At 58.3% G+C, this 18208-nt stretch carries 16 protein-coding genes and 2 pseudogenes; 7 read left to right on the top strand and 11 right to left on the bottom strand.

Annotated elements, in window-relative coordinates; translation table 11 throughout:
* Positions 1 to 139: 139 nt before the first annotated feature.
* On the top strand, positions 140 to 274 hold the full coding sequence (locus B9P63_RS19645; protein WP_085309850.1) for a DUF1330 domain-containing protein: 135 nt from the start codon (positions 140 to 142) through the stop codon (positions 272 to 274).
* 326 nt (positions 275 to 600) lie between these two features.
* Here the strand turns inward: B9P63_RS19645 and B9P63_RS19440 are convergent.
* The 8 genes and pseudogenes from B9P63_RS19440 to B9P63_RS13925 all read right to left on the bottom strand — a co-directional run bounded on the left by B9P63_RS19440 (position 601) and on the right by B9P63_RS13925 (position 6144).
* Positions 601 to 1098: pseudogene (locus tag B9P63_RS19440) on the bottom strand (tyrosine-type recombinase/integrase).
* A 55-nt stretch (positions 1099 to 1153) separates the two neighbouring features.
* Positions 1154 to 1565 (bottom strand): annotated as a pseudogene (locus tag B9P63_RS13950) (transposase); the annotation flags it as partial.
* A gap of 93 nt (positions 1566 to 1658) precedes the next feature.
* Positions 1659 to 2627, bottom strand: a complete 969-nt coding sequence (locus B9P63_RS13945) for a HipA domain-containing protein (RefSeq protein ID WP_245830679.1) — start codon at positions 2625 to 2627, stop codon at positions 1659 to 1661.
* A complete protein-coding gene (locus B9P63_RS19435) occupies positions 2570 to 2746 on the bottom strand; it encodes a HipA N-terminal domain-containing protein (RefSeq protein ID WP_245830678.1) in 177 nt (58 codons plus the stop codon). Before B9P63_RS19435 ends, B9P63_RS13945 begins: the two co-directional genes overlap by 58 nt.
* Entirely contained in the window at positions 2746 to 2997 is a 252-nt protein-coding gene (locus tag B9P63_RS13940) for a helix-turn-helix domain-containing protein (RefSeq protein ID WP_085309848.1), read from the bottom strand. The genes B9P63_RS19435 and B9P63_RS13940 overlap by 1 nt, the downstream gene beginning before the upstream one ends.
* A 324-nt stretch (positions 2998 to 3321) precedes the next feature.
* A complete protein-coding gene (locus tag B9P63_RS13935; protein ID WP_085309846.1) occupies positions 3322 to 4581 on the bottom strand; it encodes a TRAP transporter large permease in 1260 nt (419 codons plus the stop codon).
* A complete protein-coding gene (locus B9P63_RS13930) occupies positions 4578 to 5108 on the bottom strand; it encodes a TRAP transporter small permease (RefSeq protein ID WP_085309844.1) in 531 nt (176 codons plus the stop codon). Before B9P63_RS13930 ends, B9P63_RS13935 begins: the two co-directional genes overlap by 4 nt.
* Before the next feature lie 64 nt (positions 5109 to 5172).
* Positions 5173 to 6144 carry a TRAP transporter substrate-binding protein gene (locus tag B9P63_RS13925; protein WP_085310059.1) on the bottom strand — a complete coding sequence of 324 codons (972 nt, stop codon included), beginning with the start codon at positions 6142 to 6144 and terminating at the stop codon, positions 5173 to 5175.
* Positions 6145 to 6506: 362 nt separating this feature from the next.
* Between B9P63_RS13925 and B9P63_RS13920 the strand changes: the two genes are divergently transcribed.
* Genes B9P63_RS13920 through B9P63_RS13900 form a run of 5 tightly spaced genes read left to right on the top strand, consistent with a single transcriptional unit; the run spans position 6507 to position 12180 of the window.
* Positions 6507 to 8606, top strand: coding sequence for a xanthine dehydrogenase family protein molybdopterin-binding subunit (locus tag B9P63_RS13920; RefSeq protein ID WP_085309842.1), 2100 nt, complete (start codon positions 6507 to 6509; stop codon positions 8604 to 8606).
* Complete coding sequence (locus B9P63_RS13915) at positions 8603 to 9556, top strand: dihydrodipicolinate synthase family protein (protein ID WP_085309840.1); 954 nt, start codon at positions 8603 to 8605, stop codon at positions 9554 to 9556. The genes B9P63_RS13920 and B9P63_RS13915 overlap by 4 nt, the downstream gene beginning before the upstream one ends.
* Before the next feature lie 16 nt (positions 9557 to 9572).
* Complete coding sequence (locus B9P63_RS13910) at positions 9573 to 10121, top strand: 3-hydroxyanthranilate 3,4-dioxygenase (protein ID WP_085309837.1); 549 nt, start codon at positions 9573 to 9575, stop codon at positions 10119 to 10121.
* Positions 10122 to 10141: 20 nt separating this feature from the next.
* Positions 10142 to 11338, top strand: coding sequence for a kynureninase (gene kynU, locus B9P63_RS13905; RefSeq protein WP_085309835.1), 1197 nt, complete (start codon positions 10142 to 10144; stop codon positions 11336 to 11338).
* Positions 11335 to 12180, top strand: a complete 846-nt coding sequence (locus B9P63_RS13900; protein ID WP_085309832.1) for an alpha/beta hydrolase — start codon at positions 11335 to 11337, stop codon at positions 12178 to 12180. Before kynU ends, B9P63_RS13900 begins: the two co-directional genes overlap by 4 nt.
* A gap of 135 nt (positions 12181 to 12315) precedes the next feature.
* On the opposite strand, the gene B9P63_RS13895 is transcribed toward B9P63_RS13900, so the two are convergent.
* The gene (locus tag B9P63_RS13895) at positions 12316 to 13932 is read right to left on the bottom strand and encodes a sulfatase-like hydrolase/transferase (protein WP_085309830.1); all 1617 of its coding nucleotides are present in this window, start codon (positions 13930 to 13932) and stop codon (positions 12316 to 12318) included.
* 186 nt (positions 13933 to 14118) lie between these two features.
* Between B9P63_RS13895 and B9P63_RS13890 the strand changes: the two genes are divergently transcribed.
* Complete coding sequence (locus B9P63_RS13890) at positions 14119 to 16539, top strand: heavy metal translocating P-type ATPase (RefSeq protein WP_085310057.1); 2421 nt, start codon at positions 14119 to 14121, stop codon at positions 16537 to 16539.
* A 10-nt stretch (positions 16540 to 16549) separates the two neighbouring features.
* On the opposite strand, the gene B9P63_RS13885 is transcribed toward B9P63_RS13890, so the two are convergent.
* Positions 16550 to 17575: a GGDEF domain-containing protein gene (locus B9P63_RS13885; RefSeq protein WP_085309828.1), complete on the bottom strand. Its 1026-nt coding sequence runs from the start codon at positions 17573 to 17575 to the stop codon at positions 16550 to 16552.
* Positions 17572 to 18156 (bottom strand): heme NO-binding domain-containing protein, encoded by a 585-nt coding sequence (locus B9P63_RS13880; RefSeq protein WP_085310055.1) that lies wholly within the window; start codon positions 18154 to 18156, stop codon positions 17572 to 17574. Before B9P63_RS13880 ends, B9P63_RS13885 begins: the two co-directional genes overlap by 4 nt.
* Positions 18157 to 18208: the final 52 nt, after the last annotated feature.

The raw sequence follows: 18208 nt of genomic DNA, 5'->3' as shown, positions 1-18208 counted from the left end.
CTCCTGACCAATTCTCCGTAAGTTGAGTATCACAGCCGAAGCCGAATGGCATCAAATTGTTGCAGACTGAATCTGGTCTGTTTGTTGTCTTCGTAACCTGCCCGAGCAATCTTGACAAAGCCCTGTTAATCGACGGGTGATGTTTGAGTTTCCGGACGTGGCTGCGCTTAAGGTTCGGTACGACAGTTCAGAATATGCCTCGGCGCGCGGAATCCGCGTCCTATCAGCTACCTGCACTTTGGTGGCCGTGGAGGCCAGCTTGGTTTCTCCATGACGCTAGGTGACAGTTTCATCAGCGTCTTGTTTGTCTGGACGGAATGCAGCGAAAGCATGGTCTTGGTTCCAGCTAGAACAAAGCCCGCGAATGGCTGGAATGACGACACGCGCAGCGTTGCAACACAATAAGTGCGGCAACCGCGAGCAAATGCTGCGTCAGCGAAGTGAGAAAAACGAATGACCGAAAAGTCCGCAGACTGTGATTTCGCTTGCGCTGAGATTTTGCAGTCGCAGCGAATGGCTGGTTCGACGGGCCGCACCGCAGCATCCAGAACCAACGGCCAAGGTCGGGTTTGGGCCGTCCGTGTCGAACGGCCCAAGCTCTCATATTTCAATAGCTTCCGCTATTGCCAAAGCATCTTCAAGATCAACGCCCCAATATCTTACAGTGCTGTCCATCTTCGTATGCCCCTGCAGAAACGTGCACGGCACGCAGGTTGCACATTCTCTTATAGGTTTGGGTAACCTTTGTGCGCCGCATCGAATGGGTTCCATAGGCGGTCACTTCCAAACCTATCGATGAAACCCAATCCCGCACAATTCGAGCATATTGGCGCGTTGAGATGTGCAGGCGCGGGTGCCTTCGGAAATCTCGAACCGGACCGGTATTGGGGTTTTGCTTTGCAACACCGATGCCCGTTCCTTGATCTGTCCAGACGCCATGACGTCGATCACTTTCATCCGCACAAGGTTACACCCGCGCAATTTGCTATCAATGGCCATATTGAATAGAGCCAGATCGCGATGGTTCACGGCAAGTTCCAGCCTGACACGGATCGCCCAGACATGTTTGGACTTCAGTGGCCGTTTCTGGCCGACAATACGCCCCCAGCTTTAATGCCGGTACTATCCGCTGCCCCGGCAGGGTATTGCGCAGCAATGCCCGAGAGGGGATGAGCAGACGTAACGGCCCCGTTGAGCCCCGATAGGGAATGGCGACCGGCAACGTCTTCTGCCGTCGACACAAGGTGCTAAAGTCTGGCACTGAGCAGTCAAGCCCCATCAATTCCGGCAGACCTTCAACAAAGCCAGTCGTCTGTCTCAAAGGCAAACCGAACAGCACTTTCATGGTCAGACGGGCTTGGATCGCCGCATCGCTACAGGCTTGCTGGCGTCCACGATGACCTGATGGCTTCGCCTCCCAAGCCATCTCCGCGTCAAACCAACGCCTCGCACATGCACGCATATGCTGCAAGTCAATGGATCGACAGCGATCCGCGTTGCTTCAAGCTGTCATTGTAAGACGACCAATTCTTGGTCTTGTACTTCGTAGGGGTCCAGCTGCTCATGGTCACCAGCTATCACGCTGGAATCATGTGGTGAATCCTCCAGGCACAATTTGTGTAACAAAGCTCCAACAAGATACAAAAAATTCCCACAGATCAATCCGAAGGCGTCGCAACCGACAATCTACTTAGCCGCTTGCGAACCGACCCATTAACAGCACTTACGATTTCCATTGGAAAGTCTGCTGGCAGATCATCAGTTACCGTATCAAGTGCGCCGTTTACCTGCTCGGCAACAGACTCCAGAACAGAAATCGCGCGTTTTCGAGACATGCCAGCCTCGACCGCGGCTTCCACAAAGTGCCTGCCATGGATTTGATCAATGCGGTAATGGCGACGCTTTCCAACCGACATGGCCAGTTTCATTTGCTTACCTTCGATCTGGCGTGCGTTGGCAGCTGGGCCAGCGGTCAGGACATCATAGAATGGTGTCATCCGGTAGCTCCCACCGGGACCCAAAAACAGACTAAAGTTCTTAGCATGTCCGTCTGTCGCTCCGATCAGCCAGAAAATGACCTGCGCTTTCAAAAAAGTCTCGCGGTCCTCCACTGGCGTATCGCTGCCTTGCAAAAGCGACATGATGGCTGTGATCCCCGGCCCGCCCTCGCTCTGGTATTTGAGTGTTGGAGGCACGGATAGCGCCTGACAGCAATCTTCCTGCGGCAATCGCAGCAAGCGGCCATCCTGTGTCCAGCGCCGATCAAACCGCTCGATGACCAGTGCGCTCGATTGCCCAAAGGTGCTCATGTGTGCAGTGTTCACCGGCAAGCCAAACGCTTTCATCAGCTTCAGACAATAATATTCATTCTCCACGCTATCCGCCAGATCAATGCCGCCGGGCAGCGCCCCGATGCGGGTTTTGAAAATGTGTGTCGTGGGCGTGGTGCCATGCGGTTTGATCCACCTGCCCTCATGATAGAGCAGCGCAGTCTTTTCCTGCGCGCCCGCAACCGAAATTCTGAAGGCATCATCAGCAGCAAGACCAAGCGGTGCTTTGCCAAGGTCGTTCAGAATACGCTCGATCGCCGCATCATCGACAGGGAGACAGGCAGTGCGTGTTGCCATGCCAGCCAATCGGCATCATAGGTGAAACGGATGGCGCCCCCTGCCTCGCGCAGCAAAATGCCAACATGACGGTTATTCAGATAAACGCGCAGCGGCACATAGGCAGGGCGACGGCCCATTAGAACAGATCCTCGATGTCCTGCCCCTGCCCTCTCGAGCGCGCTGCTACCCGAAACTCCAGATCAAGCGCCGCCAGCAGCGCGAGGATCGTATCAAGCCGACCCGGCTTTTCACCCGTCTCGATCCCCGAGATCGTAGCTTGCCTAAGCCCGGCACGTTCGGCCAATTCCGTCTGCGACCAGCACTGCGCTTTACGCGCACGCTGGATCAAAGTGCCTAACTGTTGCGGAGTGCGGGCGAGATCATTCATGAATAGAGATACACGCAGTAACGCATATTGTATCAATATACGATTATACGCATAAACACTGTTTAATCGCAAAAACGTATAAAGAGAAAATACACGCTAATCAGTATAAAGCACGGTAAACGGCTGAATGGAGTAATCCATGGGAACACCGCGCAAAGACTACCGTTTATTTTTATTATAAATCATGTAGATAAAAGCCACCCCCTCCAATCCATCATCGGCGCGACCGAAAGCCGTGCGGCGCGCGCTGCGCTCGGGGGGTTATGTCTCATGCTCTTTCTCATCGGATGCTCCGATAGAGCAAATTGTGCGCGCCGTGAAGCGTTAGATCAGCGCCGTCGACAGCCATGGGAAACGGCTAAGCAGGATCAACACCACCAGAACCGCCAGAAGAAACGGCCAGAGCGAGCGCAGGATCGACATGGGGCTCGCGCCGCTCATGCTCGATGCGATGTAGAGGCCCACGCCCACAGGCGGCGTCAAAAGCCCCAGAACAAGGTTCAGACACATCACGACACCGAATTGATAGGGGTCGATGTCGTAGTTGTTCATCGCAATCGGCAGCAGGATCGGCGTCACCAAAATGACCGCTGCGATCCCGTCAATGAGCATGCCGACGCAAAGCAGCGTCAAGTTGACGATCAGCAGGAACATGAAGGGATTGTCCGTCACCGAGGTGATCAGCACCGCCAGCTTCTGCGGCAAAGCCTCGTAAATCACCACCCAGCCGAACACGCTCGCTGCAGCGATCATAAAGATCACCATCGCCGCATTGCGCGCAGTGCGCCCGAAGACGACGCCCAGTTTTGCAAGCTCGATTTCGCCGTAGTAAAGCCAGCCAATCAGGAACGCGATGAGCGAGGCGACGGCGGCGCTTTCGGTCGGGGTCGCAATGCCGAACAGAATGCCCCCGATGATCGAGGCCGGAATCAGAATCGCAGGCAATGCTGCAAGCAGGGCCGCACGTATTTCAGGGGCGTTCATCCATTCGCCCTTGGGAAACTGCTGCTTCAGCCCCATGAGCGCAATAACGATGAAGAAAACGCCAGCAAGCATCATCCCCGGAATAATCCCCGCAAGAAACATATCCCCGATGGGGATTTGCGCCAGAACGCCGTAGATCACGAAAAGCATCGAGGGCGGAATGACCGGTGCGAGCAATCCACCCGCCGCTGTGGTCGCCGCCGCAAAGCCGCGATCATAGCCCTCTTTTTCCATCTCGGGCACCATCGCACGCGACATCACTGCAATCTGGCTGGCGGCTGATCCGATGATCGCCGCCATGAACATATTTGCCAGCAGGTTGATATAGGCAAGGCCACCGCGAAAGCCGCCGACGAACACGCGCGCCGCATTGATCAGCCGCGAAGTCATGCCACCCTCGTTCATCAACTCGCCCGTCAGCATGAACAGCGGGATGGCCAGCAGGCCGTAGTTTTCAATGCCCGAAAACATCTGCTGCGCAAAACTGTCAAAAAGTACCATGTTGCCGCTCTCGGCGATGTACCAGATGGCGGTCAGCGTCAGAACCAGCGCAATGGGCACCGCCCCCAGCAGCAAGAGCGCAAAGATAAACGGTGTCATCGCAGCGCTCCTTCGCGCATGGGGACCAGATTGGCGATTGCATGAAGTGTCGCGCCAAAAGCGAAAATGACCATGATCGACCAGACCCAGATTTTCTTGAACCCCAGCGTCGTCGTCGGCTCGGCATAGACAAAGTTGAACGTCTCGCCCTGAAAGGCCTCGAAATCGAACCCGGCGCGGATCAAATCGAGCGGCAAGAGCCAGCGCCACAGGAAAAACATAATAAGCGCCGCGAACAAGAGAACGATCAGATCGACGGCAAAACCCAAAATGCGCTGGCCGCGCGCGCCCAGCATGTCCTGCACGATCGTGACAGAAACCGCATTGCGTTCGTGAATTCCGGCGGAGGCCGCAAGAAACGCCATCCAGACCATCGCATAGATCGCCGCTTCATCAACCCAGTAGATCGACGCGTTCATCGCCCGCGTGACCACATTCAGCAAGATCAGCAGTGTGATGAGAACTGCAAAAAACGAGGCGCAGAAAATCTCGACGCGCGCCCAGCGGCGCGACAGGGTGTGGAGCATGATCAAACCTTACAGGATGCAAAGAAAAAGGGCCGCCCTTTGAAAGGCGGCCCAGTTGGGGAGATTACTTAACGGCCGCAGCCGCCGCGCGCAGCGCGCCCAGTTGCGAGGATTTCTCGGACCAGATCGCATCCCACTTGCCCAGCGCATCGCCAAAGAACTCGGGGCCGACTTCGACATAATTCTCGCCCGTCGCTTTGACCTGCTCCAGCCACTCCACATCTTTTTCGACGTATTGCGCGACCACGTCTGCAAGCGCCGCTTTCATATGCGTGTCAATCGCTGTGCGGTCCTCTTCCGAGAGGTCCTTCCACACGCGCGCAGACACAAGCCCGACCATCGGGAACATCATGTGGTTAGATTGCAAGATCGTGTCGGAATGCTCGTAGTATTTCAGCAAATAAATCAGCTCTGCATCCATATCAATCGCGTCCACCTGCCCGTTCGCCAGCGCGTCATAGACCGCAGGCAAGGGCATCGGCGTCGGAGCTGCGCCAATCGCATTGTAGAAATCAAGGATCGGATCGAACGGCGTGATACGCAGTTTCAGACCTGCAAGGTCTGCCGCGCTCTTGATATCCCCGCGCGCAAGGATTTGACGCAAACCCGCCATGCCATAGCCGATGCCGACAACGCCGGTCTTGGCAGGGAGTTGATCGAGCATACTCTTGGCAAGATCGGTGTCGAGGATACGCGCTGCATGCGCAATGTCATTGGCCAGATAGGGCGCATAGAAGGCCCCAAAATCAGGCGCACGGTTGGACACTTCGGCCACCGTCATAAACGCCATATCAAGCGCGCCGGTCTGAAGCTGCTGCAGCATTTGCGCCTCATTGCCAAGCTGGCGGGCGGGGAACACCGTCACCGTATGCGCGCCGCCCGTGGCCTCGGACAATGCTGCGCCAAAACTCTCTGCGCCTTTGGTCCAGATGTGGCTTGGCGGAGTGATCAGGCCAAGGCGGAATTCATTGGCCTGCGCGAAGGTGGCGCTAAGGCTTGCAACCGCAACGCCGGTAGCTGCTATAAAATGGGTCAGTTTCACTAATTTTCTCCCTGTTTCGTCTCTTTGAACGCAAAAGCCAAAGCCGGCTCAGCGATCTTATTACATCAGCTTATCCGCTACTTTTTACATTTCAAGCTAAAATATTTTAGACATGAAGTAATTTTTCAAACACCTGCCAAACGCTCGAAGCGCTTTGTAGCCAGCGAATGTCTGCCCCGCAGATAGGGATGCGTAGAAGACGCTGTCACCAGTTGATAGCAAAGGTCGCCATACAAGAATTGCCCGTTTTTCCAATTCAGGTATTTGTAAAATTGATACCAATGTTCGCGCATTGCACTTGGATGCAGCACTCGAAATTGCTGCAAAGGGGGGCGAACTTAGAAATGCAGTAGATCATGAACGGTCCAATATCCAAATATGTCGGACAATCGCTCGCCCCGCGCGAGACGCCCGCATTGATCAAGGGCGCGGGGCGCTTTGCCGACGATATCAAACTGGATGCCCCCCTTTATGTGGGTTTCATCCGCTCGCAAGTGGCCAGCGCAGCAATCGGCGATATCGAGATCGAAGAAGCCCAAGGCGGCGAGGGCGTCGTCGCAGTGCACACAGGCGCGCGGATGCCCGCACTTGGCGAACTTTCGGTGAATCCAGTTATTCCGCTGCGCACGCCTTTGCGCTTTGCCTGCCTCGCGCAAGGCAGCGTCACCTCGATCGGGCAACCTATTGCTGCGGTTCTCGCCGAAAGCCCAGCGCAGGCGCTAGATGCTGCAGACCTAGTCTACGCCGAGCTGGACGAGAAATCACATACACCCAAACAGATCGCCGCACAAAGCTGGCGCATAGGCACCCCGCCCCAAGAAAGTGCCCACAGCGCAGCGTGCACGGTCCGCCACCCCCGCCTCGCCCCCTCCCCGATGGAGCCGCGCGCAATTGCCGTGCGCTACATCCGCAAAAGCGCAAGCGTCACGGTCTATCACTCAACGCAGACACCGCATCGCACCCGATCCGAACTTGCCTCTATTCTGAACATCGAGCCGTCGCGCATCCATGTTATCGCACCGCACGTGGGCGGCGCTTTCGGGATGAAAGCCTCGCTCTATCCAGAAGACGTTTTTGCCGTCTGGGCCGCGTTTCACCATAAGCGTGATATCAGATGGACCGCCACCCGCTCGGACGAGTTCACATCGGCCACTCACGGGCGCGGCATCACCAGCAGCGGAACGCTGGACATAGACGCAAATGGAATCTTCCTGAGTCTGAGCGCGGATGTGCAGGCCCCTATCGGGCCATGGCTACCAAATAGCGCGCTGATCCCGGCGTGGAACGCAGCGCGTATCCTGCCCACCGGCTACACTGTCCCGCACTTGGATATCAAAACGCGCGCAATTCAGAACAACCTCACACCCACAGGCATCTATCGCGGTGCGGGGCGGCCCGAGGCAAACATGCTGATGGAGCGCCTGATCGACAAGGCCGCACGCGCCAGTGGCATTGATCCATTCGATATCCGTCGGCGCAACCTGCTGCCGCCCAGCGCGTTGCCCCATGACACAGGCACCGGCAATCGTCTTGATAGCGGCGATTACGCCCGCGCGCTTGATCTGCTGGAGAAGCGCTCTGACTACACAAGGCTCAAACAAGACCGGCACGCCCGCCGCGCCAAGGGGGAACACGTAGGCATTGGCATTGCCTTTTATGTTGAGCCCTCGGGTAGCGGTTGGGAAAGTGCGCGCGTGACGCTGAACGACAATGGCACGGCAACAGTCGCCAGCGGCAGTTCCTCCCAAGGGCACGCCCGCGAAACCGCCTATGCGCAGATCGCGGCCGATCACCTCTCCCTCCCACCCGATAGCATCACCGTCTTGCTGTCGGACACGGACACCACCCCCACAGGCATCGGCGCGCTTGCCTCTCGCTCGACCGCTATCGGGGGCAGCGCTGTTCTGGAAGCTTGCCAAGAGATCAAGCACCAACAGGCCAAAGGCGCGTCCTACCCGATCACCGCAGACATAATCTATGAAAACAAGGGCCAGGCATGGGGCTATGGTGCCTACCTGATCCAGATGAGCATTTGCGCCGACACCGGCACTCCTACTATCGAGCGCGCCTTCTGCGTCGATGATACAGGCGTCCAAGTGAACCCCGCATTGGTCAAGGACCAGATCATCGGCGGTTTCGCGCAAGGCTTTGGCGAGGCGATGATGGAGCATATTGAATTTGACGGGGACGGGCAGCTTTTGACCGGCTCTTTCATGGATTACGCCATGCCGCGCGCTTCGGATGTTCCCCCCCTGGAGATGCACAGCTTTGAACGCCCCTCTCCGATGAACACCCTTTGTGCCAAGGGCGTGGGCGAGGCTGGCACAATTGGCGCGCCTGCCGCGATCCTGAACGCCGCCCTTGACGCGCTTGCACCGATGGGCGTCACTGATCTTAACATGCCGCTGACGCCCTGCACGCTTTGGAGCGCCATGCAAAAAGGACAAACCACATGAACTACACCAAGCATCAGGCAAAAGAACATGCGCGCGAGACTATGCACGGCATCTGGGCGGCGGCGCTGAACCCGTTTCACGCGGATGGATCGTTTAACGAGGCAGGCCTGCGTAGCAACATTCGCCACTGGATCGACGATCTGCACATCAAGGGATTGTTTATCGCGGGCAAGCAGGGTGAGTTCTGGGCGATGAGCCTGCAAGAGCGCATGGACAATATGACGATCGCCGCGAACGAGTGCGCGGGCAAGGCTGGCACGATCATGTCCATTTCCGATCAGAACGTGGATACGGTTGTGCAGCTTGGCTTGCACGCACAGGCTTGCGGCGCGGATTATGTGGTGGTTCACACCCCGATGCTTAGCTTTTGCACCGACCGCGATGAGCTGCTCTACACCTACTACAAACGCATCTGCGATCGCCTCGATATCGGCATCGCCATGTGGAGCCATCCCGACAGCGGCTACATTATGGAACCCGAAACCGCCGCGCGCATTGCCGAGTTGCCAAATATCGTCGCGATCAAATATTCCGTGCCGCGCGAGAAATATGTGAAGTTGACCCATATGATCGGCAATAAAATTCAGGTCTCGACATCTTTGGAAGACGACTGGCTCGACAATATCGAGGAACTCGATTGGAAGCTCTACCTCTGTTCCTCCCCCCCCTACCAGCTACAGACAGCAAATGACCTGCGCATGCTTGAGTACACAGAACTCGCCTTTGCGGGGAAGTTCACAGAGGCGCGCCGCGTGCGCGACAGCCTTGATCCCGTGCGCGCCGCGATCAAATCCACCAAACCCGCAGGCAAGCCCACGGCGCATGGCAAATACTGGCAAGAACTGCTCGGCCAGACAGGCGGGCATGTGCGCCACCCTATGCTGGAACTGACGGGCGCTGAAAAGGCGGCCACCCGCGCCGCGTTTGAAACCTGCGGGCTGAAACTCTGAGATAAGGGAGATTACCATGGCCAAGACCAAGCTAAGCACGTTCAACTTCAAAAAGTGGATCGACGAGCACCGTCACCTGCTGAAACCCCCTGTGGGCAATCAGCAAATCTGGGAAGATGCGGACCTGATGGTGACTGTCGTGGGCGGCCCCAACAAGCGCACGGACTATCACGATGATCCGGTGGAAGAGTTCTTCTACCAGATCGAGGGCGACATGCTGCTGAAACTCTATGATGGCGAGCAATTCTACGACGTGCCAATCCGCGAGGGCGAGATTTTCTTGCTCCCGCCCCATGTGCGCCACTCGCCGCAGCGCCCGCAGGAAGGCTCCATCGGCCTTGTGATCGAGCCAAAACGCCAAACCGGCGAACTCGATGCGATCGAGTGGTATTGCTTTGAGTGCGCGCATCTGGTCCACAGGGCAGAGATGCAGCTAGAGAGCATCGTGCGCGACCTGCCCCCGGTCTACGAGAGCTTTTATGCCTCCACCGAGGCGCGCACATGCCCGAATTGCAATGCCATACACCCCGGCAAAGAGCCGCCCGAGGGCTGGGTCAAGCTGTAAGTAAATTGAGAGAACCGCAAATGAGTGATTTCACCAAAACCCGCGCCATGTTCGATATCCCCGAGGGAATGACCTATCTCAACGGCAACTCGCTTGGGCCGATGCCCAAAGCCTCGCCCGAGGCAATGATGAATTTCCTCAACAATGAGTGGCGCACAGAGCTGATCAAAGGCTGGAACACGAAAGGCTGGTTCATGCAGCCCAATACGCTTGGCGATCGCATCGGCAAGCTGGTCGGCGCACCGGAAGGCACGATCGTCGTCTCCGACACGCTCTCTATCAAGGTGTTTCAGGCGGTTGGCGCGGGTCTTGCGCTGGTGCCTGATCGCAAGGTGGTTCTGTCCGACACAGGCAACTTCCCCACAGATCTTTACATGGTGCAGGGTTTGCTAAAACTCAAAGAAGACGGCTTTGAGCTGCGCACCGTCGCACCCGAAGCCGTCATCGACGCAATCACCGACGAGGTGGCTGTCATCACCCTCACCGAAGTGGATTACCGCACAGGCCGCAAGCACGACATGAAAGCGATTATCGACAAGGCGCATAGCGTCGGCGCGGTCGTGGTTTGGGACCTCGCCCACTCCGCAGGCGCGATTCCTGTGGACCTTGCCGGCACGGACGTCGATTTCGCGGTTGGCTGCACCTATAAATTCCTCAACGCTGGCCCCGGCGGCCCTGCGTTCATCTACGTTGCCCCCCGCTTGATCGAGACCGTCGAGCCTGTCCTATCGGGCTGGTACGGCCATGAGGCGCCCTTCGCCTTCGATACAGACTATCGCCCCATGCCCGGCAAGATCGACCGCATGCGCATCGGCACGCCCTCTATCGCCTCCTTCGCCATTCTTGAGGCGGCTTTGGACGTTTGGGAAGGCGTCGATCTCAATGATGTGCGCACGCGCTCCATCGAACTCATGGAGCTGTTCATCAAAGAGGTCGAGGCGCGTTGCCCCGGTGTCACCCTCACCGGTCCGCGCGATATGAACGAGCGTGGCTCTCACGTCTCCTTCAAATTCGAGCACGGTTACCCCTGCATGCAGGCGCTGATCTCTCGCAAGGTCATCGGCGATTTTCGCGCGCCCGACATGATGCGTTTCGGCATTACGCCGCTCTTCGTGGATGAGGCAGACATCCTGCGCGCGGTGGACGAGCTTGAGGATATCCTCAAGACCGAGGCCTACAAGGAAGAGCGTTTCAATATCCGTTCCGCCGTCACATGAGCGATATCGCCCCACGCTGGCGCGAGATGGACGCGGCCGCGCGCGACGTGGCCTACTCCCCCAGCAAGGCGCTACCGGATGGCGATCTGACGCCCTATCTTGAGGCTTATGCAACGCAAAGCGCCGCCACCTACGCGGCGCATCCACATGTGCAAACCCTGCGCTACGGCCCACATGACACCCAAAGCGTCGATCTGTTCATGCCCGAAACGGATGATCCTGCGCCACTGCATATCTTCATCCACGGGGGTTACTGGCAGGCGCTCTCCAAACGCGAGAGTACCTTTCCTGCCCAAGGCTTCCTTGATCAGGGCGTCGCCTTTGCCGCTCTTGACTACACCCTCGCGCCACATGCCACGCTGGACGAGATTACCGCCGAGTGCCTTGATGCGGTCAGCTACCTGTTCGAACAGGCGGACCTGCTTGGCATTGACCCTGCGCGCATCTCCCTTTCCGGCAGCTCCGCTGGCGCGCATCTTGCTGCGATGACCTGCCTTGACCTTGCGCCGCAGCACCGCCCCAATGGCGTGATCCTACTCTCCGGCATCTATGAGTTAGAGCCACTGGTGGGCACCTATGTGAACGAGCCGCTGAAGATGAGCGTGGAGGACGCGCGCTATAACAGCCCGTCCCTGCGCGATCTAACCACCTTCCCCCCCACCTTGCTGGCATGGGGCGAAATCGAGCCTGACGAGTTCAAACGCCAAAGCGCGAGCTTTGCTTTGCAACTCCCCAAGGCCGAGGCCAAAGAAATCAAAGGCCGCAATCATTTTGACATCGTGCACGACCTCTCCAACGGCAGCGATCTGGCGCAGGCGCTCGCCAAGCTGTGCAAGTTCTAAGAAGCAAACAGGCCCCGCAACAAAGCAGTTCGCCAAAGCCCGGTTGACAGCGCTCGGGATGATGATGCGGCGTAAAAGCGGATACGGGCGGCTCTGCGGGCGTTGGCTGGCGGCAACATGTGACCGAGCACCAACTTATGAAAGCGGATGCGCCGCGCCCGTGTCGATCACATCCTGCTCGTCCCAATAGCCGATCAGCACGCCTGCCTCATGCTCGTTATCCACCCTCTGCGCACGCATCGCCGCTGGCACAGTGCCCGCCGCGTGATGCTGCATCGCCCACTCCCACATGTAAGCGCGTAGCTTTTCCAGTACAGCCTCCGCGCCGCTCTGCGCCGCGATATCTACCAATTCATCCGGATCATCTTGCAAATCAAACAGGACCGGCGGCAATCCGGCAATGTTGAACACCGCCTTGTGACGCCCGTCGAACACCATCACGAGGCGACATTTATCAACTGGTAGATCCAGATCGACGCGCACCTTGCGCTCCGAAAAATCAAATTCGCTGATCGCATAATCGCGTAACGGTTCCTTTTGCACTCCGTGCAAAATCGCCATCAAGGAATGCCCCTCCAGCACATCGCGCGTGACGGTGCCCCCCGCATATTCGACAAAAGTCGGCAACAGATCGATCGCTTCGACCAACTGCGTGCAAACCGTACCGCGCGCGGCGTCCGCATTGCGCGATGGGTCAAACACGATCAGCGGCACCTTGACCGAAACGTCATGAAAGAAATCCTTATCACCCATCCAGTGATCGCCAAGATAATCCCCGTGATCCGAGGTGAAAACGATTAACGTCTCGTCCCACTGCCCCGTCTCCTTCAGCGCGGCGTAAACGCGGCCCAGCTGATCGTCGATCTGCTTGATCAATCCCATATAGGCGGGAATCGCCTTTTCGCGCAGCTTGTCGCGGGCAAAGAACGTGCTGGCGCGCGTCTCCTGAAACGCCTTCTGGACAGGACTGGCCCTTTCGCGCTCGGCGTTGCTGCGCACCGCGGGCGGCACATCCTCGGGGCCGAACATGCTCGCGTAGGGTTCAGGCACGATATAGGGCCAGTGCGGTTTGATGTAGCTCAGATGCAAACACCAGCTACTCCCCGCATTCTGCTTGATAAATTCTATCCCGCGCGACGTGGTGTAGGGCGTCTCGCTATCCTCCTCCTTGATGCGCGCGGGCAAATCGTTGTTCTCGATGAACCAGCCCGATTTGATTGCCCCGTCGGCGCCTTCGGCCGAATTGGCATAATCGTGCCAAGGGTTGTCGCCCGAATAGCCCTTGGCGTTCAGATACTCGAAATAATGGCTCGCACGTTTGTACCCCTTGGCCGGATAGGTCCCGTCAAGCCGGTCCCAACACTCGAATCCAGCCTGCGAGATGCGCTCGCCAGCTGCGCTTTCGGGATCAATGCCAAGCCGCTTCATCCCCTCAAGATCACCGACCATATGCGTCTTGCCGCATAGCACCGTGCGCATCCCAAGCGGGTTAAGATGATCCCCGATGTTAAACTCGCCCACCCGTAGCGGCGCTGAATTCCAATACGACCCGTGGCTGCGCGGATAGCGTCCGGTGTAGACCGACATGCGGCACGGGCCGCACAGCGGCGAGGGCACGTAAGCGTTGCTAAAGCGCACGCCCTGCTCTGCCAGCATGTCGATATTCGGGGTCTGGAGCGTGCGGTGACCATAGCAACTTAGATAATCATAGCGCAGTTGATCGCACATGATGAACAGAATGTTCTTAGGCATGCGAGGGGAGGCTCCTTTTAGGGCAAATCACGTAAAGGCTCGAACTTACCAGCCACGATACGCCATTGAGGCCCATGCGCAATATCACGCACATAAGGTCGCATACGCGCGGGGGTGATATTTGCGCGCAAACCGCATATGTCGGAGTCAACTCAGCGCCGCCCGCGCACCACAAGGTTAACAAACATGTCCGAAACCTTCAGCTTTTCCGTTACAGGCCTCAGCTGCGCCTCCTGCGCCGTGCGCGCAGAGGGCGCGTTGAACGCACTGCCCGGCATCACGCAGGCTCAGGTGAATTTCGCCACTGGCATGGCCGAAGTCCAAAGCGAAGGCCCGCTTGACGCCTCCGTGCTCAAAGACGCGCTGGACGCCGTCGGCAAGCCCGCGCGCGCCGACACGGTTAGCTTGAACATCGACGGGATGACCTGCGCCTCTTGCGTCGCGCGCGTCGAAAAGGCCTTGCAAGGCGTGCCTGGAGTGCTTTTGGCAGAGGTCAATCTGGCCACGGGGCGCGCCGAGGTGCAGGCGCTTGGAACCAAATCGCCTGCCTTGATCGCCGCCGTGAAAAGCACGGGCAAATCCGCCTCGCTCGCCGCGCTTGATACCCCGCAACGTGCAAGCGATGCCCACGGCGATGATGCAGCAAGCATGAAGCGCGCCTTTCTTTGGGCCGCCTTGTTGACGCTGCCGGTGTTTATCCTTGAGATGGGCGGGCATGCCTTCCCCGCCTTTCACCACCTGATCGAACGCACGATCGGAATGCAGGCCAGTTGGGCCGCACAGTTCGTGTTGACCGCTCTGGTGATCATCGGCCCTGGCCGCACCCTATGGCGGGACGGGCTGCGCGCGCTGCTGCGCTGGCAGCCGGATATGAACGCGCTGGTCCTGCTCGGTTCGGGCGCTGCATTCTTCTATTCCGTGCTTGCGCTGCTCGCACCCTCCTTGCTGCCCGCTGCCGCCCGCGCCGTTTATTTCGAAGCAGCGGCCGTGATCCTGACCTTGATCCTCGCAGGGCGCTGGATGGAGGCGCGCGCGAAGGGACGCACGGGCGCGGCCATCACCCGCCTCATCGCGCTACGCCCTGCAACTGCGATGCTCGAGCAGGGCGGCGCGCGGCGCGAAGTTGCTATCGAAACGCTCTCGATCGGCGATGTGATCTGCCTGCGCCCGGGCGAGCGGGTCGCGGTGGACGGCACCGTTCTCGGCGGGGAAAGCTGGGTCGATGAAAGCATGCTCACCGGCGAACCTGTGCCCGCCCAAAAGGCCATCGGCGCGCGCGTCACCGCAGGAACGGTGAACGGCGCGGGCGCGCTGACCTTCAAGGCGGACGCGATTGGCGCGGACACGGTGCTTAGCCAGATCATCGAGATGGTGCAAAAGGCACAGGGCGCGCGCTTACCGGTGCAAAACCTTGTTAACAAGATCACAGCCTGGTTCGTACCTGCGGTTCTGGTGATCGCGGCCCTCACTGTCGCAATCTGGCTCGCGCTCGGGCCGGACCCGGCCCTGACACACGCACTGGTCGCGGGCGTCGCCGTGCTTATCATCGCCTGCCCCTGCGCCATGGGCCTCGCCACGCCAACCTCGATCATGGTCGGCACCGGACGCGCTGCAGAACTGGGCGTGCTCTTCGCCAAAGGCGCGGCCTTGCAAGAATTGCAATCGGTCAAAACCGTCGCATTCGACAAGACCGGCACCTTGAGCATAGGGCGTCCCTCGCTCACCAACGTCGTGACTTACGGCGATTTCAGCGCGGCGCAGGCCCTTGGCCTTGCGGCAGCGGCAGAGGTGAATTCAGAGCATCCCATCGCGCGCGCCTTGATCGAAGCGGCACAGGCCCAAGGCCTTGACCTCGCCCCGATCGAGGGCTTTGAAAGCATTACCGGCGGCGGCGTGCGTGGCCACATCAAGAACCGCGACGTGCTACTTGGCAATGCGCGTCTGCTAGGGTCCGTTGGCATCGAAGCGCCGCAAGACGGGTTTAGCGGCACTGAAATCCTGCTGGCCGTCGATGGCACCTTGGCAGCGCGGTTCGAAATCTCCGATCCGCTCAAACCGAGCGCTGTAGCGAGTATCGCAGCGTTGAAAGCCGCGGGCCTCACGCCCGTGATGATCACCGGTGACAGCGAAGCAGCGGCGCAGCGCGCAGCGCAAGAACTTGGCATTACGCGCGTGATCGCGGGCGTGTTGCCCGGTGGTAAATCAGACGCGATCACCGAATTGCAAAAACACGGCCCCGTCGCTTTCGTCGGCGACGGTATCAACGATGCCCCCGCTTTGGCGCAGGCCGAAGTGGGCATCGCGATCGGCACGGGAACCGACGTCGCGATCGAAGCGGCAGATGTGGTTTTGCTCTCCGGTGACCTCGCGGGCGTGCAGGCCGCCTTCGCAATCAGCCATGCAACGCTGCGCAATATCAAGCAAAACCTGTTCTGGGCTTTTGGCTATAACGTGCTGCTTATTCCCGTCGCTGCGGGCGCACTATATCCGGTGTTCGGTGTCTTGCTCTCCCCTGCCTTGGCGGCGGGCGCTATGGCGCTCTCCAGTGTGTTCGTCCTGAGCAACGCGCTGCGGCTGCGCCGCGCGGGTGGTGCGCATAAAACATGATCTACGCGCTCTACGGTTTCGGCGCTTCGAGATCGTCGAAGAAGGTTGCACAGGCCCGCCCTTTGTCTTTGGAGGCATAAAGCGCGCGATCTGAATGTTGCACCAGCGTGTCGAGGTCCAGGTGGCCGCACTCCAGGTGCACTGCAATCCCGATACTGGCAGAGATATTGCAAACATCCTGTTCGAAAGGGATAGGTTTCTCGATACCTTGAATCAGCCGTGCGGCGATCTCGGCCAGTTTCACTTTGGACACTTCATCATCGATCAGGATCATGAATTCATCGCCTCCGACGCGCGCAATCATATCGCCTTTGCGCGTCTCCGCGCGCATCACCTTGGCTACTTCCTGCAAGACGTGATCCCCTGCAGCGTGCCCTTTGGTGTCGTTGACCGCCTTGAAGTAATCAAGATCAAGGTGCATCAGAGCAAAAGCGCCGCTTTCCTCGATCTTTTGCGCCAGAATACGATCCGCCGCGCGGCGGTTCTTGAGGCCGGTCAGCGTGTCTGTTGCGGCCTGCTCTTCCGCGGCGAGTTTGGCACCTTGCAGGCGCTGGTTCAATTTGCGCGACGCATCCATCGCCGCGGATTTGGCTTCCACCAGATAGAGCATTTCGATCGCCAGATCTGTCGCGGCGAAATCCGCGCTGGTAAGTCGGTAATCTAAAACGCCCTCGACCACTGAAATGCCGAACGACAAGTTGACCAACGCGCCCTGCCCTGCCGGCAAACGCACCAAAACCCCCTTGAGCGATGTATGCGGTGCAACGCGAAATTCCATATGTAGTTTACTGCGCGCGCGCGCCATCAATTCGGACATCGTGGTGATCGCGCGGGGGCGATCCAGCAAGAATACCTCCAAGAACCGCTTACCGATCAAATCCGATTCCGCACACATCTTTTGCAAAGTTGGCGCCGCATGAATGATATGCCCGGTTTCCGTCAGGCGCAGGTGCATCGGGCACAAGATATCCAGCGCCGCTTCGAGCGCGGACCATTCAATCGGTGCGGCGCAGCCAAGCGCGCGATCAACCTTCAAACCCTTGCTCCCAATTCAAAACTGTTTCCTTCGGCAAACGACCTCTCCAGAAGGGCGATGGCGACCGTTTCAACCTCGCCCCGTCGCCCACCATAATCGAGCATCACCAATGCCCCGTAATCATCAGCCATCGCCGTCAATAGCCCGACGAGCACATGGCCGAACCCGTCAAGTTTGGAGCGCACCGTCAGGCTGAACTGGTTCGATGTATGTTCGCGAAGTTCGAGCCGGGGCAGATGCAGATCGGACACCGCAAGGCGTGCGCGGTCGCGCAGATCATCAAGCGAATACAGGAAATCGACAAAATCCACCCCCCCGAAACGCAGCAACCTGCGCACCGCCTGCTGACTCGGTTGCGAAACCAGATAGGTGCCGAGGTTTTGCAGAAAATCAGCACGATCCGCCTTCAGGACGCGTGTTGCACAGTCGATGACACGCGACGTGATATCGCCCTCATAGGACATCATCGCTTCGAAATGCGGATCGTCAAGTTCGCACATCTGGGCGATCACCCGCCATGGCTGCGCGCCATATGTGTCTATCACAAAGGCCTCAATCGCCTTATTGACCAAACCGTGCATTGTGAAACCTAACTCGGAAAACGAAGTCTTGCAGCGCATAGCCACAAGCCCA

It is taken from the genome of Planktotalea arctica, from assembly GCF_002105285.1.
GTDB classification, from domain to species: Bacteria; Pseudomonadota; Alphaproteobacteria; order Rhodobacterales; family Rhodobacteraceae; genus Planktotalea; species Planktotalea arctica.
The sequence above is the reverse complement of the archived record's forward strand: the minus strand, read 5'-3'. Positions and strand labels throughout refer to the sequence as shown.